Source organism: Ancylobacter sp. Lp-2, assembly GCF_020523795.1.
Classification (GTDB): domain Bacteria; phylum Pseudomonadota; class Alphaproteobacteria; order Rhizobiales; family Xanthobacteraceae; genus Ancylobacter.
Genome location: NZ_JAJALI010000007.1, coordinates 107,274 through 122,086 on the forward strand (window position 1 = coordinate 107,274; position 14,813 = coordinate 122,086).

Sequence of the window (14,813 nt, forward strand, 5' to 3'; positions counted from 1 at the left end):
CCCGATGACCAGCGCGCCGAACCCTACGCGGGCGGAGCCCGTCTCCCTGCCGCTCCGGTTGCCGGACCGCACGAGCCTGCTCGGGCGCGTGCCGGCATTGGCGGAGTGCATCGCGGTGGGGGCGGCGCAGCGCGACATCGCGCGTGAATTGCCGTTCGATGCCTTCGTCCTGTTCCGCGAAAGCGGACTGGGGGCGCTGCGATTGCCCCGCGCCTGGGGCGGCCCCGGCGGCACGGTCGAGGACGCGATCGAGCTGATCGCCACCTTGGCGCAGGCGGATTCGAACGTCGCCCACGCCCTGCGCCCGCATTTCAACTTTGTCGAGCTCCTCGTCACCAACAACGCCGACGCCTGCCCTCCGCTCGCGCAAGCCGTTGCCCGTGGCGAGCTTTTCGGCAGCGCCAGCACGGAGATCGGCACGCCGCGGCCCGGCATCATCGCCACGCAACTGTCGCAGCGGGCCGGGGGCTTCCGGCTGAATGGGCGCAAGCACTACGCCACCGGCACGGCCTATGCCGATTGGGTGAGCCTCAGCGCCTTGGACGAAGCCGGCGCCGTGGTGCGGGTTCTGGTGCCGACGAACCGAGCCGGCGTCGAGATCCTGGACGACTGGGACGGGATGGGCCAGCGCTTGACCGCCAGCGGCGGTATCGTCTTCGAGGATGTCGAGGTCTTTGCCGATGAAATATCCGCCCGCCCGCCGGGCAGCCACCCGTCGCGTCATGCCTCGACCTTTCGGCAGCTTTTCCTCGCCGCCTGTATTGCGGGGATCGTGCGCAACATTGTGACCGACGCCACAGACTACGTGCGACGCCAGGCGAGGCCCATCGCGCACAGCCCCGCCGCCACGGCGCGGGACGATCTCTTTGTCCAGCAGGCGATCGGCGAGATCGCCGCGTTGTCCTATGCGGTCGACAGCCTGCTCGCCCGTGCCGCTCGCACCAGTGACCGTGCGCAGCAGGCGATTTTTGCCCACGCGCCGGACGTTGACGGGATCCTCGCCGACAACGCGGTGGAGACCGCCAAGGCGCAGGTCGTGATCGGCGAGCTTGCCCTGAAGGCAGCCCAGCGCATCTTCGATGCCGGCGGTGGTTCGGCCACCAGCCGCGCGCTCAATTTCGACCGCCATTGGCGGAACATCCGCACCCTGCTCAGCCACAACCCGTCCGCCTACAAGGCGCAGGTCGTGGGCGACCATCTCATCAACGGGACGGCGCCTCCGACGGACGGGGGATTTTTCTGATTCAAACCCCGGACCCAGCCATGCGCTTTCCTGCACCGTCCCGTCCGTCCTCCTTCTGGCTCGCCGCCGTGGCCCTCGGCCTCGTGGCCGGAGCCGCACAGGCACAGGACACGCCGAAATCAGGCGGCACTCTTGTCGTCGGCCTTCAGGTGCAGTCGCAATGCCTCGATCCGCAGCAACATCAGCACGGCTTCGGCTCACGCGAAGGGCGGCAGATCGTCGACTCCCTCACTGACCAGGGACTTGAGGACGCGTCGAAGATCGTGCCCTGGCTGGCGAAGTCGTGGGAGATCAACGCTGACGCCACCCGCTACGTCTTTCACCTGCGCGACGATGTCACCTTCAGCGACGGTGCCAAGCTCAATGCCAATGTGGTGAAGGACAATTTCGAGGCCCTGGCGAAGATTCCTGGCGCCGCCGGTGCGGAGTACCTGTCGGGCGTCGCCTCCATCGAGGTGCTCGATCCCGCAACGGTGGCGATCGCCTTCAGGGAGCCGAATCTCGCCTTTCTCGCCGCTACCGCCACCTCGGAACTTGGGCTCGTTTCGCCGGCGACGGCGAAGAAGGCGCCCGACGCGCGCTGCTATGAAGGCGTCATCGGATCGGGACCGTTCGTGATCGAGAGCGCGGTCTTCAACGAGCAGGTCGTGCTGGCGAAGCGCAAGGACTACAACTGGGCCTCCAGCCTCAAGAAGCATCAGGGCGAGGCCTATCTCGACAAGGTGGTGGCCAAGGTCATTCCCGAGGCGAGCGTCCGCACAGGGGCACTCACCAGCGGCCAGGTCGACCTCATCGCCTTCGCGTCCTATCAGGACGCCGCGAAGCTGAAGGAGGCCGGATTCAGCCTCGTCAACGCTCCCTATGTCGGCACGGCGGCAAGCCTGTTCGTGAACGTCTCGCGTCCGGTGGTCAGCGATGTCGAGGTTCGGCGGGCACTGCGCCAAGGCATCAACACGCAGGACGTGGTGGAACTGGTGCAGAACGGCTATGTCGACGCCGCCACCGGCCTGCTGACGCCGAAGACGCCGGGCTTTCTCGATCAGACCAGGCAGCTTCCCTACGACCTCGACGCCGCCAAGGCGCGCCTCGACAAGGCGGGCTGGAAGGAAGGCGCCGACGGCATCCGCGTCAAGGACGGCCAGAGGCTGAAGATCACCGGCGCGTTCTTCTCCAACGCCCTCAACCGTCAGCTGTTCGAGGTGCTCCAGCAGCAGCTGCGCGACCTTGGTGTGGACTTCATCGTAAAGCCGATCCCGAGCAGCGCCGAATATCTGCAGGGGCAGATCCGCGGGGATTACGACGTCTATCGCTGGCACTGGTCGCTGGCCGATCCCGACGTGCTGCGCAAGGACTATTCGAGCGCGGGCATCAATCGCCTGCGTCTGCCGCCGGAGAACGACATCGATGCGCTTCTCGTCAAGCAGGCCGGCACCACTGATCCGGTAGAACGACGCAAGCTGACGGACGAGGTGCAGACGATCATCCTCGATCGTGGCTATGGCATCCCGCTGTTCAATCCCGACAATCTCTGGGCGGCCAACGGGAAGGTGAAAGGCCTGGCGTTCGGGCCGAGCGGCACGGGCGGGCCGCATGTCATCTTCTTCGACACCTGGTTGGCGCAGTAGGTGTGAGAGTTCGGAAGGGCTGGTGTGGCCGGAATGCAAGCGACCGCCCGCGATGGCCAAGAGACCGGGAGCGGGCTCGCGCCATCCTCGCGGACGGTCGGCAACCTGGGGAGGGGGCGATGTCTTCACGTGAGCAGAGCATCGACGAGAAGGCCGGGCCCGATTGCGAAGGCCCGTCCGATCAAGACATCGCCGGGCGGCCTCCGCACTGGAATCTCAGTTCCGTCGTTGCCGGGCTGAAGCTTTCGCGGGACGTGAGCCACAATATCCGGCACCGAGGGCGGCTGCGGCCGCCGCCGTCGCGCGAAGCCGTGGTCAAGGCGGTGCAGGGCTTTGCCGCGGCACTGTTCCCGGCCCATTACGGCGATCCGGGCCTCACCTCCGAAACCATTGATTACTATGTCGGTGCGACGCTGAACGAGGCGCTCACCAACCTCTGCGAGCAGGTTGCGCGCAGCCTGCCGTTCTCGGTGCAGGAGGATCGCAGCGAACGGGCCTTCCGGACCGAGGCCGCGGATATCACCCGCAGCTTCGCGGCGGCGCTGCCGGAGATCCGGGGGTTGCTCGTCCATGATCTGCGCGCTGCCTATGACGGCGATCCCGCCGCGACCGGCTATTCGGAGATTCTGCTCGTCTATCCGGGAATGGCCGCGATCCTCCACCATCGGATCGCCCATGCGCTGCATCGGCTCGGCGCCACCTTTCTCGCGCGCTTCGTCTCAGACATCGCGCATTCGCGCACGGGCATCGATATCCATCCCGGGGCCGCGATAGGCGAGAGCTTCTTCATCGATCACGGCACGGGCGTGGTCATCGGCGAGACCGCAGTGATCGGCCGGCGCGTGCGCCTCTATCAGGCCGTGACCCTCGGCGCCAAGAGCTTCCCCGCGGATGAGCGCGGCGTGCTCGTCAAGGGCAATCCCCGGCATCCGATCATCGAGGACGATGTCGTGATCTATGCGGGCGCCACGGTGCTTGGCCGGATCACCATCGGACGTGGATCGAGCATCGGCGGAAATGTCTGGCTGACGCATTCGGTGCCGCCGGGGAGCCACATCACCCAGGCCCAGAACCGGTCGGGGGAACGGCCTGAAAGGGATCCCTGACGGCCGGTCGCCACCCATACATCACGATGCCATAAGTCGCGTCACCGGGGGCATGATGCGATTGACATGCTATTAATCTACTAGATATTTAGATTAATAGGAGAGCCCACATCGTGACCGCCATTTCCGTTTTCAATCTGCGCAGTCGCCTGCTGCCGATCGCCCTCGGGTTCCTCGGCGCCCTGACCGTGGCCGCGACGGCGCAGGAGGCCTTGCACGTCAATGTGCCGGCCGGCACGAAGCTCGTCGTGGCCGACCAGAACGAAGAACTCCAGACGCTGATGATCGCCTCCGGCGAGCAGGCGAAGCTGGCCTCGTCCGCGACCTATGCCAACTTCCTTGGCGGTCCCGCCATTCTGGAGGCGTTCCGCGCCGGTGCGCTCGATCTCGCGACGGTCGGCAACGTGCCGCCGATCCAGGCACAGGCCGCCGGAGAGGAGATCCGCATCGTCGCCGCCCGCGAAACCTCCGAGCCCGACTATCATTTCGCGCTGCGTCCTGGCCTGTCGGGCGTCAATACGCTTGCCGATCTGCGTGGCAAGCGTATCGCCTATGCCGAGGGCACCGGCCGCCAGGCTTTCGTGCTGACCGCGCTCAAGCTCGCCGGTCTCACCCGCAAGGACGTCACTTTCGTCCCGTTGCGCTCCAGCGACATGCCCGATGCCGTTCGCAGCGGACAGATCGATGTAGGGGTGCTGAACGAGCCGCATTACTCGCGCTATCTCGCGGACTATGCCGGCAAAGGGCAGCTCGCCGTGCCGGACAGCGCCTATGAGAAGATGCCTCGCGCGCTGACCTATCTCTATGCGTCCGGCGCCGCGCTACGCGATCCGGCGAAGGCCGCGGCTATCCGCAATTTCGTCATCGGCTGGGCGGCCGCGAACCGATGGTCCGACGCCAATCCCGATGCATGGGTGAAGGCCTATTACGTCGACCGCCAGCGGCTGAAGGAGGCCGATGGCCGGGCCATCGTGCAGTCGCAGGGCCGCGCGTCGTTCCTGCCATTGAAGTCTTTGCTGGGTTACCAGCAGGGGCTCGTCGACCTGATCCACGCCGCCGGCGACCTGCCAAAGCATCTCGACGCCACGCAGGAGTTCGACCTGCGTTTCGACACAGTCGCCAGCACCGCCTTCGGCAAGGCCGCCGACTAGATTCACCGGATGACGGGTGCCGCTGCAATGGCGCTCGTCATCCGAGGGCCGATCATGGGGACGTCACGATGACCCTTCACGCCAAGCCGTCCGACATCGCGCCGGTCTCGGTGGTCACCGCTCCGCTGCCCGCCCGGCGCGTGATTGCGCGACGCTCGATACGTTCGCGCCGCCTGACCCCGCGCACGCTCGGTCCGGCCGGGCTGTTGATCGGGCCGGCGGTGCTCGTGCTGGTCTGGGAGTTCGCCTCGCAGGTCGGTTGGCTGTCGCCGCGCCTGCTCGCCGCACCGTCCACGGCGGCGGTGACCGGTTTCGAGATGCTGCTGGACGGTGATCTCACCGCGCATTTCCTCGCTTCTGCCCAGCGCGCCTATGCCGGGCTCGGTCTCGGGCTGGTCATCGGTGTCGTGCTGGCGCTTCTCGCCGGTCTCACCCGCTCCGGTGAAGCGAGCATCGACGGCGCGGTGCAGATCAAGCGCGCCATTCCCACCCTTGCCCTCATCCCGCTCGCCATATTGTGGCTCGGCATCGGTGACGCGATGAAGGTGGCGCTCATCACCACCGCCGTCCTGGTGCCAATCTACATCAACACTCATGCGGCGCTGCGCAGCATCGACCTTCGCTATGTCGAACTCGCCCGCACCGTCGGGCTGACGCGGCTCGAATTCGTCCGCAAGGTGGCGTTGCCGGGAGCGCTGCCCGGCTTCTTCACCGGGCTGCGGCTGGCGGTCACCGCGTGCTGGACCTCGCTGGTGGTGCTGGAGCAGATCAACACCACCGAGGGCATCGGTTATCTCATGAACCGCGCCCGCGACTACGGCCAGACCGACATCATCGTGGTCGGGCTCGCGATCTACGCCATTCTCGGTCTCGCTTCCGATTTCGCGGTCCGTGCGCTCGAGCGCCGGGCGCTCGCCTATCGCAAGGTGCTCGGCTCATGAGTGCGGCTGCTACCCTGGTGCCCGATTTCGTCGATCCGCGGGAGAACGCGACGGTCCGCATCCGTGACGTCGTGCGTCGCTTCGACAGCCGCACGGCACTCGACGGCATCAGTCTCGACATTCCCGCCGGACAGTTCGTGGCGCTGATCGGCAAGAGCGGTTCCGGCAAAAGCACGCTTTTGCGCGCCATTGCCGATCTCGACGATGATGTGGAAGGTGGCGGCCGGATCGACGCGCCGGACAACCGTTCGGTGCTGTTCCAGGATTCGCGGCTGCTGCCCTGGCAGAGCGTCATCGAGAACATCCTGCTCGGGGTGCGGGATGCCGGCGCCCGCGCCCGGGCCGAAGCCGTGCTCGCCGATGTCGGCCTCGCAGGCCGGGCGGATGCCTGGCCGAACCAGCTTTCCGGCGGCGAGCAGCAGCGTGTCGCGCTCGCGCGCTCACTGGTGCGCCGGCCGGACCTGCTCTTGGCCGATGAGCCCTTCGGTGCCCTTGATGCGCTGACCCGGCTGAAGATGCAGCAATTGCTGTTCCGCCTCGTCGGCGTCCAGCGTCCGACCATCGTGCTGGTCACGCACGATGTGGACGAGGCGCTCATCCTGGCCGACCGCGTGCTGGTCATGGACGAGGGCCGTATCGTCCTCGACCGCCCGGTCGGCATCGCTCATCCGCGTCGCGCGTCCGATCCCGCTTTCGCGACGCTGCGCACCACCCTGCTCGGCGCGCTTGGCGTGACCGAGACCATCTGACGCTCCCGGAGCCTGCCCACATGTCGCGCAAGCTGCATCTCAACCTGTTCATCCACGGCCGAGGCCATCATGAGACGGCGTGGCGGCATCCGGCCTCCACGCCGCTGGCGCTGACCGATATCGCCTATTATCGCGGTCTCGCGCAGACGGCGGAGAAAGGGCTGTTCGATTCCGTTTTCCTCGCCGACGCGCTCGCCATCGGCGAGGAGGTGAGCCATGCCGCCAAGGGCGGGCTGGAGCCGATCACCACGCTGGCGGCGCTCGCCGGCGCCACCGAGCGGATCGGCCTCATCGGCACGGCGTCCACCACCTACACCGAGCCCTACAACCTCGCCCGGCAGTTCGCCTCGCTCGACCATATCAGCGCCGGCCGGGTCGGCTGGAACATCGTCACATCGTGGGTGCCGGGCGCCGGGCCGAACTACGGCCACGATAACCAGATCGAGCATGGCGAGCGCTACGACCGTGCCTTCGACTTCCTCGAGGCGGTCACCAAGCTGTGGGACAGCTGGGCCGACGACGCGGTACTCGACGACCGCGCCGGCGGGCACTTCGCCGACCCCGCCCGCATCACCCGGATCGATCACACGGGCCCTCACCACAAGGTTGCGGGTCCGTTGAACATTCCGCGCTCGCCGCAGGGGCGTCCTGTCTATGTGCAGGCGGGGTCGTCGACGGCCGGCCGGCGTTTCGCCGCCAGATATGCCGAAGCGGTGTTCACCGCCCATCTCGAAAAATCCACCGCTGTGGATTTCTATGCCGACATCAAGGGGCAGGCCGCCCGTCTCGGCCGCCGGCCCGACCAGATCCTCATCCTGCCGGGCATCAGCGCGGTGATCGGCTCGACCGAGGAGGAGGCGAAGCGCCTGTTGCGCGACCTCAACGAACTGTCCGATCCGAAGGTCGGGCTGGAGCGTCTGTCGGGCCGCTTCGGGGGGCATGACTTTTCGCGGCTTGATCTCGACAAGGTGCTGACCCGCGCCGATTTTCCCGATCCCGCGACCGTGCAGACGGCGCAGAGCCGCGCTTATGTCATCGTGGCGCTGGTGGAGCGCGAGAAGCCGACCTTGCGGCAACTGCTGCACAGTCTCGCCGGCGCGCGTGGCCATTTCTCCATGGCCGGTACGCCGGAGCAGGTCGCCGACCATATCGAGGACTGGTTCCGCTCCGGCGCTGCGGATGGGTTCAATGTCATGCCGCCGATCCTGCCGGCGCATCTCGAAACCTTCATCGACGAAGTGGTGCCGCTGCTTCAGAGGCGAGGACTGTTCCGCACCGCCTATGAGGCCGACACGCTACGCGGCCATTACGGGCTCGACCGTCCCGGCAGCCAGTTCTTCGACATTCCCGCCATTCAGGCCCCAGCCGCCTGAGGTCCGACCAGATGATTGTGTGACGGGATAGCCTGTGCGCAGAGGCGATTTCGCCGAGATCAACCTGGGCCGCGACTATCGGCCTGCCAGCCCGGTTACTTGTTCATCCTCTCCGCCGCCGGCCAAGCTGTCTCCGCGACCGGTAGCTGGTGCCGCGCGTGGCCACCGGCTGGCTGGCGTGGGATCTGACACAATCCTTGACCCGGGTTGGTGTGATCGCGCTGACCGAACGGGTGGCGGCGTTCCGGGCATTGTCCCACTCGCCTTCCCGCCAGGCCAGCTCGTTCGCGACATCCTCCACGGCACCCAGCCGCCCGAGATGACGCTGGTCGAGCTGTTGGTGGGAGGGGGCGGGTCTTAAGGGAGAAATATTGGCACACGGAACGGGGAGCGTGACCCGGTTGCTGACCTTAGGAAGACCTGCTTGTGGGAAGGTCGGCAACTGACCTGAGAGGAACTGCAACCGTCGGCGTTGGGGCCGATTGCCGGTGGCTAGGTTTGGGCTGGTAGCCGCAACACGCTGCCGTTCCGCTGCTGTGGCCTGTGCTGGACCAGGATCGCGTCCCTGCGATCGAACGTCTTGACCAGCCCCGCCAAATTGCGGGCGTACCGGTCCACGGTGTAGTTGGCTCAGACTTGGGTCGGAACGGCTTGCGACGCGGGCACGGACTATTTCGCCGCTGCGCGCCGCCGTGCCCTCGATGCGGCACCGTTTTGCAGCGCCCAGCGGCCCACGGGTGTCGCCAATGCCATCAGCCGGACCGCGCCGACCAGGCGATGCCGCTCGCCCGAGGGGATCAAGTCGCGCGCCGGAAGCGGCATCAGCTGGGCGCCGGCGCTCATCACGAAACGGCGAAACACGCCCAGCACAGGGGACTGGACCGGCGCGGTCGAGATCACCTCCAGCACGTCTCGCGTGCGCTGGTCGAAGCGCAGCTGCGGCAGCATCCCGCATAGGTAGTCGCCGACTGCCGCGAGGGTGACGGGCACGTCCCGCGCGCCCAGCATCTCGGCAATGACGGCCATCTCGCGAAGATATTGGTCCTGCTCCGCCTCGCTCATCTTCGGATCGACGAAGGTGCGGTAGGACGCCAGAAAACCCGATACCTCGGCAACATGGATCCAGGTCAGCAAGGCAGGATCGTCCGCCCGGTATTCCCGGCCAGAGGCGTCCTTGCCGGCCACGCTCATGTGCCGCAGCCGCACACGCTCGATGAGCGCTTCGGCCGTCGGCCGGGCGGCGTAGGTCGTGCCGGCGACAAATTGGGCGGTACGCGCCAGACGGCCCATGACGTCGGCGCGAAAGTTCGAATGGTCCCACACCCCGGCGATGGCGAGGGGGTGGAGCATCTGGGTCATCAGGGCGGATACCCCGCCGACGATCATCGGCACGAAATCCGCGTGCACTTTCCACGCAACGGATTCGGGGCCGAACAGGCCGGGATCGCCCGGCGGTTCATCGAAATTGACCACCCCGGCGCCGGTCATCTGGCGGATGTTGCGCTCTATCGCCTTGCGAACCTCGATCAACGCCTTCTCGCCAATAGGTCTGTGCTCAATCCGTGCCCGCCCGGTGATCGTGCCGCCCGTCGCATCGATGGCTTCGGGCGGTAATGGACAGGGTGTCGGCAACCGTCTGGGGTTTTCGACAGGCACGGAGGCTGTCACGCATTCTGAAACAGAGCTCTATAGGCACGCGGAGTCATGCCCTTGGCCGCGTGGAACTGGCGGGTCAGGTGCGCGCCGTCGGCATAGCCGACCTCGTCGGCAATGACACCGATCGGCCGGTCGCCCTGTGCCAGCATGGCACAGGCATGGCCGATGCGCAGCTGCGCGACATAGGCGGAGATGCTCATGCGGGTGCTGCGCTTGAACATGCGTTGCAGCTGGCTGGCGCTGAGATGCGCGATCTCCGCGAGCGGCGCCAGCTCGATCGGTCGGGTGTAGTGTTCGTGCAGCCAGTCGAGCACCCGCGCCATGCGGGTCTTGTCGCGCGCGACTTCGCCGAGCGAGACGGCACCGGAGGCGAGATGGCCACGGTGCGGATCGCGGCTGAGCTCGACGAGGATCGACAGCAGGTCGAGCACCCGCTGTTCGATGCGGGTTTCAACGAGGGCGGCGAGGCGCTCGCGTGCCGCCCGGGCCGTCGCCGGGCCGAACACGACGCCACGCCCCGATTCGGCGAGCAGCGGTCGCAGCAAGGCGAGCTCCGGCGACAGCGTGATCATCGCCTCGATCCAGTCCTGGGTGAACCAGCACACCAGGGCCCGGTGCGGTCCCTTGCCGTCGACGACCGCCTGCGATTGCCAGGCATGCGGCAGGTTCGGCCCGAGCAGGACGAGGTCGCCGTCGTCGTAGGTCTCCACATGGTCGCCGACAAAACGCATACCGCGGCTGTTGACGGTGAGCGTCAGCTCGAATTCGGGATGGTAGTGCCAGTTGAACGGGAATTCCGGCAAACGGCGGTCGAACAGCAGCCAGGACTGTCCCTGCGGAATAGTGACCCGTTCGAACCAGGGGCGCATCGTCTCCAGTCTCCAAGCCGCATCGGAGCGGCCAATGTTGCGGTGATCATACAAGAACATGCCGCGGTGATGAATATGGGGAGCCGCTGGGTTCGCTAGCCTGCGTCCTGCGAAGCGTGATGCCGAGGAGGGTACGATGGCCGGGAAGACGGGTGCGGCGATGCGGCCCGATGTGGTCGTCATCGGCTCGGGGGTCGGCGGCTCGGCGATCGCGCTGTCGCTCGCCGCGACCGGGGCACGCATCCTCATGCTGGAACGCGGGCCGCGCCTGCCGGTTGAGCCCGAGAACGCCGACGCCGAGGCGGTATTCGTCCGGCAGCACTACCGGGCCCGCGAGGATTGGCAGGATGCGAGCGGCCGGCGTTTCCGGCCGGGCCAGTACTATTTCGTCGGCGGCCATACCAAGTTCTACGGCACGGCGATGTTCCGCCTGCGCCAGCGCGACTTCGAGGCGGTGGAGCACGAGGAAGGCGTATCGCCGGCCTGGCCGATCTCCTACGCCGATCTCGAACCCCATTATGTCGAGGCGGAGCAGCTGTTCGGCGTTCATGGCGACGCCGGCACGGATCCCACCGAGCCTCCCCGCTCCGCGGCCTTTCCCTATCCGCCGGTGCCGCATGAGCCGGTGATCGGGCGGATCGCCGAGAAGCTGAGGGCGCGTGGCCTCCATCCCTTCCACATGCCTGCGGCCATCGATCTCCGGCCGGGCGGCGCGTGTCGGCGATGCGGCACCTGCGACGCGTTTCCCTGCCGTTTCGGCGCCAAGGGCGATGCCGAGACGCGGCTGCTCGCCCCGGCGCTGGCGCACCCGAACGTGACGCTGTGGAGCGAGGCGCGGGTGACGCGGCTGATCGCCGACGACCAGGGTGCGCGCATCGTCGCTGCCGAGATCGAGCATGAGGGCGAGACCCTCACCGTGCGCGCGCCGCTCTTCGTGCTGAGCGCGGGCGCCCTCAATTCAGCGCTGCTGCTGCTGCGCTCGGCAGACGGGCGCCATCCGCACGGGCTCGCAAATCGGTCGGGCGTGGTCGGGCGCCACTTCATGAACCATCATCTGACCGGGCTGATGGGGCTGATGCCGTTCGCCGCCAACGAAACCCGCTATGCCAAGACCCTGAGCCTCAACGACTTCTATTTCGGGGCGGCGGACGATCCGGTGCCGCTCGGCAACATCCAGATGCTCGGCAACATCCAGGAGCCGATGATCCGATCGGCCTATCCTCGCTTGCCACGGCCGATCGGCCGCTGGACGGCGCGTCATAGCGTCGATTTCCTAGCGATGTCGGAGGATCTGCCGCATTGGGACAGCACCATCCGTCCGCTGCCCGGCGACCGCGCGGAGTTGGTCTGGCAGCCGACCAACCGCGCGCCGCACCGCCGCTTCGTGGCACGCACGAAGAAGCTATTGCACGACATCGGTTTTCCCGTGGTGCTGACGCATGGGTTCGGCGCCGAGAGTCCGTCGCACCAATGCGGCACGGTGCGCATGGGCACGGATCCGGCAACGTCGGCGCTCGACGCTTTCTGCCGGGCGCATGATCATCCCAACCTCTACGTGGTGGATGCGGGCTTCTTCCCGTCCTCCGCCGCCGTCAATCCGGCGCTGACGGTAGCGGCCCAGGCGCTGCGGGTCGGGCGGCATCTGCGCGAGCACTGGTTCGGTGCCTCCGCCGCCGCGCCGGCTGCCATTCCCTTTGCGTGACCTTTCCCATCGGAGCTTTGCGATGTCCCACAACTTCCTGCAGCCGCTCACCGGATCCTTCGCCATGCCGGCGGCGGAGAATCCGACCGTCGCCATGGTGGAGGCGGCCTATCGCCATCATGGGCTCGACTGGCGCTACATCAATTGCGAGGTCGCCCCCGAGGCGCTGGGTAATGCGGTACGTGGCGCGCGGGCGATGGGCTGGCGCGGATTCAACTGCTCCATCCCGCACAAGGTGGCGGTGATCGAGCATCTCGACGGACTTGGCGAGTCGGCGAAGATCATCGGCGCGGTGAACACCATCGTGCGCCGGGGAGACGAACTGATCGGCGAGAACACCGACGGCAAGGGCTTCGTGAAGGCGCTTTCCGAAGTGGTCGACCCGGCCGGCAAGACGGTGGTGCTGTTCGGCGCCGGCGGCGCGGCGCGGGCGGTCGGCGTCGAGCTCGCACTGGCCGGCGCCGCCCGCATCCGCGTGGTCAATCGGGGCCGCGCGCGCGGCGAGGAGGTGGCGGGACTGCTGAATGCCCGCACCGGGGCGGCCGCCGACTACATCGCCTGGGAGGAGACGTTTCAGGTGCCGGGGGGCACCGACATCGTCATCAACGCCACCTCGATCGGGCTTTTCCCCAAGGTGGAGGAAACCCTCGACCTCGACACCGACACGCTGATGCCGAGCATGGTGGTCGCCGACGGCATTCACAACCCGCCGCTGACGCGGCTTCTGAAAGCCGCGCAGGCGCGCGGCTGCCGGACGGTGGACGGGCTCGGCATGCTGGTGGGACAGGGGGTGATCGGCATCAAATACTGGACCGGCATCGATGCCGATCCGGCCGTCATGCGCCAGGCGCTGCTCGACCTCAAGCTGTGACGGCTTGCGGGGAGTGACATTCCCGATCCAACCGTTGATGCGTTCAAGGACGGGATCACAGGCCAGAGGATGGTCTCACGTCCAGCCGACCCGGCGACCAATTATGGCCGTGATCGGCGGAAAGCCAGCTCTCGCGACGCTTCGATACTGCGGGGCAGCAGCACCTCTCTGCGCGCAGAACAGTGTCAGCCGGCGTGGACGACGTGCAAACGCGGCTGCCGCGTAAGCGCCGGAACGGCTTCGACCGCTTTGCCGGCCGCCTGCCGGGCGAAGGCCGGGATGTCGCAGCGGCGGAGGCCGAAATCGGCCAGCTGACGGTCGGTATGGGCCGCAAGCTCGGCCACGACCCGCTTATAGACGAGGTGCCGAGCGAAGGCTGTCCGCAGGGCGATGCCGATCTGAGCGATCTGCACGATAGTTCTCCTATTGCTTCATGCTGCATAGCAGCAAACAGCGGGGAACATAGTGTGCAGCGCAGCATCGCAGAAGCGCAAAATCCGCGCCGGAGCCATGCGTTCTGATCGGACTCGGAAAGCCGGAAAAAATCCGCCGACCCGCTTTGGCGCAAGCGGGTCGGCGGCACCACGCGGGTCCGGCGGGAGACGGCCCACGATCTCGGGGGGCGGGGAGGTTTCCGGCCCCCGGAGCTGTTACCGATCGGCTGGAACGGCGGATCGCGGGAAGGCGCTCCGTCTTCGTCCTGCCCTAGGCCGCCAATTCCTCCGCCGGGGCCTTGGCGCCGGTCATGAAGGCCACCGCATCGGACATGGTGTAGTCCTTCGGGTTGATGACGCAGAGCCGGCGGCCGAGCCGGTGGATGTGGATGCGGTCGGCGATCTCGAACACATGCGGCATGTTGTGGCTGATCAGCACGATCGGCAGGCCGCGCGAACGCACCTCGAGGATCAACTCCAGCACCCGGCGGGATTCCTTGACACCGAGCGCGGCGGTCGGCTCGTCCATGATGACGACGCGCGAGCCGAAGGCGGCGGCGCGCGCCACCGCCACGCCCTGCCGCTGGCCGCCCGAGAGCGTCTCCACCGGCTGGTTGATGCTCTGCACCGTCATCAGACCGAGCTCGTTGAGCTTGTCGCGGGCGATCTTCTGCATCGCCGGCCGGTCGAGCATGCGGAACACCGAACCGAGCATGCCGGGGCGGCGCATCTCGCGGCCGAGGAACATGTTGTCGGCGATCGACAGGCTGGGCGAGAGCGCCAGCGACTGGTGCACCGTCTCGATGCCGGCCCGCTGGGCGTCCATCGGCGAGCCGAACTTCGTCACCTCGCCATCGAGCCGGATCTCGCCTTCGTCGGGGATCAGGGCGCCGGACAGCGCCTTGATCAACGAGGACTTGCCGGCGCCGTTGTCGCCGATCACCGCCAGGATCTCGCCGGGATAGAGGTCGAAATCGGCGCGGTCCATGGCGGTGACACGGCCGTAGCGCTTCACGAGGCCACGGGCGGAGAGGACGGGGGTGATGGGGGCAGCGGGCTTGGACATGGTCTTCAGCTCCGTGAGAACCGTGTT

13 protein-coding genes are annotated in these 14,813 nt (G+C 67.1%); 9 read left to right on the forward strand and 4 right to left on the reverse strand.

Going from position 1 to position 14,813, the window contains the following annotated elements:
- Positions 1-4 precede the first annotated feature (4 nt).
- From LGR54_RS17665 to LGR54_RS17695, 7 genes are all read left to right on the forward strand, one after another.
- Positions 5-1,243 carry an acyl-CoA dehydrogenase family protein gene (locus LGR54_RS17665; RefSeq protein ID WP_230363303.1) on the forward strand — a complete coding sequence of 413 codons (1,239 nt, stop codon included), beginning with the start codon at positions 5-7 and terminating at the stop codon, positions 1,241-1,243.
- A 20-nt stretch (positions 1,244-1,263) separates the two neighbouring features.
- On the forward strand, positions 1,264-2,868 hold the full coding sequence (locus LGR54_RS17670) for an ABC transporter substrate-binding protein (RefSeq protein WP_230363304.1): 1,605 nt from the start codon (positions 1,264-1,266) through the stop codon (positions 2,866-2,868).
- A 119-nt stretch (positions 2,869-2,987) separates the two neighbouring features.
- Positions 2,988-3,974: a serine O-acetyltransferase EpsC gene (epsC, locus tag LGR54_RS17675; RefSeq protein ID WP_230363305.1), complete on the forward strand. Its 987-nt coding sequence runs from the start codon at positions 2,988-2,990 to the stop codon at positions 3,972-3,974.
- A gap of 113 nt (positions 3,975-4,087) precedes the next feature.
- Complete coding sequence (locus tag LGR54_RS17680; RefSeq protein ID WP_230363306.1) at positions 4,088-5,125, forward strand: PhnD/SsuA/transferrin family substrate-binding protein; 1,038 nt, start codon at positions 4,088-4,090, stop codon at positions 5,123-5,125.
- Positions 5,126-5,193: 68 nt separating this feature from the next.
- Entirely contained in the window at positions 5,194-6,066 is an 873-nt protein-coding gene (locus tag LGR54_RS17685; RefSeq protein WP_230363307.1) for an ABC transporter permease, read from the forward strand.
- Positions 6,063-6,815 (forward strand): ABC transporter ATP-binding protein, encoded by a 753-nt coding sequence (locus LGR54_RS17690; protein ID WP_230363308.1) that lies wholly within the window; start codon positions 6,063-6,065, stop codon positions 6,813-6,815. Before LGR54_RS17685 ends, LGR54_RS17690 begins: the two co-directional genes overlap by 4 nt.
- Before the next feature lie 20 nt (positions 6,816-6,835).
- Positions 6,836-8,188, forward strand: a complete 1,353-nt coding sequence (locus LGR54_RS17695; protein ID WP_230363309.1) for an LLM class flavin-dependent oxidoreductase — start codon at positions 6,836-6,838, stop codon at positions 8,186-8,188.
- 669 nt (positions 8,189-8,857) lie between these two features.
- Here LGR54_RS17695 and LGR54_RS17700 read toward each other — a convergent pair.
- Both LGR54_RS17700 and LGR54_RS17705 read right to left on the reverse strand, forming a co-directional pair.
- The gene (locus LGR54_RS17700; protein WP_230363310.1) at positions 8,858-9,844 is read right to left on the reverse strand and encodes an oxygenase MpaB family protein; all 987 of its coding nucleotides are present in this window, start codon (positions 9,842-9,844) and stop codon (positions 8,858-8,860) included.
- A gap of 8 nt (positions 9,845-9,852) precedes the next feature.
- Positions 9,853-10,713 carry an AraC family transcriptional regulator gene (locus tag LGR54_RS17705; protein ID WP_230363311.1) on the reverse strand — a complete coding sequence of 287 codons (861 nt, stop codon included), beginning with the start codon at positions 10,711-10,713 and terminating at the stop codon, positions 9,853-9,855.
- A gap of 136 nt (positions 10,714-10,849) precedes the next feature.
- Between LGR54_RS17705 and LGR54_RS17710 the strand changes: the two genes are divergently transcribed.
- Positions 10,850-12,415: a GMC oxidoreductase gene (locus LGR54_RS17710; protein ID WP_230363312.1), complete on the forward strand. Its 1,566-nt coding sequence runs from the start codon at positions 10,850-10,852 to the stop codon at positions 12,413-12,415.
- Between the two features lie 22 nt (positions 12,416-12,437).
- On the forward strand, positions 12,438-13,286 hold the full coding sequence (gene aroE, locus LGR54_RS17715; protein WP_230363313.1) for a shikimate dehydrogenase: 849 nt from the start codon (positions 12,438-12,440) through the stop codon (positions 13,284-13,286).
- Positions 13,287-13,471: 185 nt separating this feature from the next.
- On the opposite strand, the gene LGR54_RS17720 is transcribed toward aroE, so the two are convergent.
- Together LGR54_RS17720 and LGR54_RS17725 are read right to left on the reverse strand one after the other, a co-directional pair.
- Positions 13,472-13,699, reverse strand: a complete 228-nt coding sequence (locus LGR54_RS17720) for a DUF1127 domain-containing protein (protein ID WP_230363314.1) — start codon at positions 13,697-13,699, stop codon at positions 13,472-13,474.
- Positions 13,700-13,991: 292 nt separating this feature from the next.
- Positions 13,992-14,786: an ATP-binding cassette domain-containing protein gene (locus LGR54_RS17725; protein WP_230363315.1), complete on the reverse strand. Its 795-nt coding sequence runs from the start codon at positions 14,784-14,786 to the stop codon at positions 13,992-13,994.
- Positions 14,787-14,813 lie beyond the last annotated feature (27 nt).

What these genes read in the sequence shown, in the direction of transcription:
- LGR54_RS17665 (WP_230363303.1), top strand. Translation starts at nt 5, where the DNA reads ATGACCAGCGCGCCGAACCCTACGCGGGCGGAGCCCGTCTCCCTGCCG.
- LGR54_RS17670 (WP_230363304.1), top strand. Translation starts at nt 1,264, where the DNA reads ATGCGCTTTCCTGCACCGTCCCGTCCGTCCTCCTTCTGGCTCGCCGCC.
- epsC (WP_230363305.1), top strand. Translation starts at nt 2,988, where the DNA reads ATGTCTTCACGTGAGCAGAGCATCGACGAGAAGGCCGGGCCCGATTGC.
- LGR54_RS17685 (WP_230363307.1), top strand. Translation starts at nt 5,194, where the DNA reads ATGACCCTTCACGCCAAGCCGTCCGACATCGCGCCGGTCTCGGTGGTC.
- LGR54_RS17690 (WP_230363308.1), top strand. Translation starts at nt 6,063, where the DNA reads ATGAGTGCGGCTGCTACCCTGGTGCCCGATTTCGTCGATCCGCGGGAG.
- LGR54_RS17695 (WP_230363309.1), top strand. Translation starts at nt 6,836, where the DNA reads ATGTCGCGCAAGCTGCATCTCAACCTGTTCATCCACGGCCGAGGCCAT.
- LGR54_RS17705 (WP_230363311.1), bottom strand. Translation starts at nt 10,713, where the DNA reads ATGCGCCCCTGGTTCGAACGGGTCACTATTCCGCAGGGACAGTCCTGG.
- LGR54_RS17710 (WP_230363312.1), top strand. Translation starts at nt 10,850, where the DNA reads ATGGCCGGGAAGACGGGTGCGGCGATGCGGCCCGATGTGGTCGTCATC.
- aroE (WP_230363313.1), top strand. Translation starts at nt 12,438, where the DNA reads ATGTCCCACAACTTCCTGCAGCCGCTCACCGGATCCTTCGCCATGCCG.
- LGR54_RS17725 (WP_230363315.1), bottom strand. Translation starts at nt 14,786, where the DNA reads ATGTCCAAGCCCGCTGCCCCCATCACCCCCGTCCTCTCCGCCCGTGGC.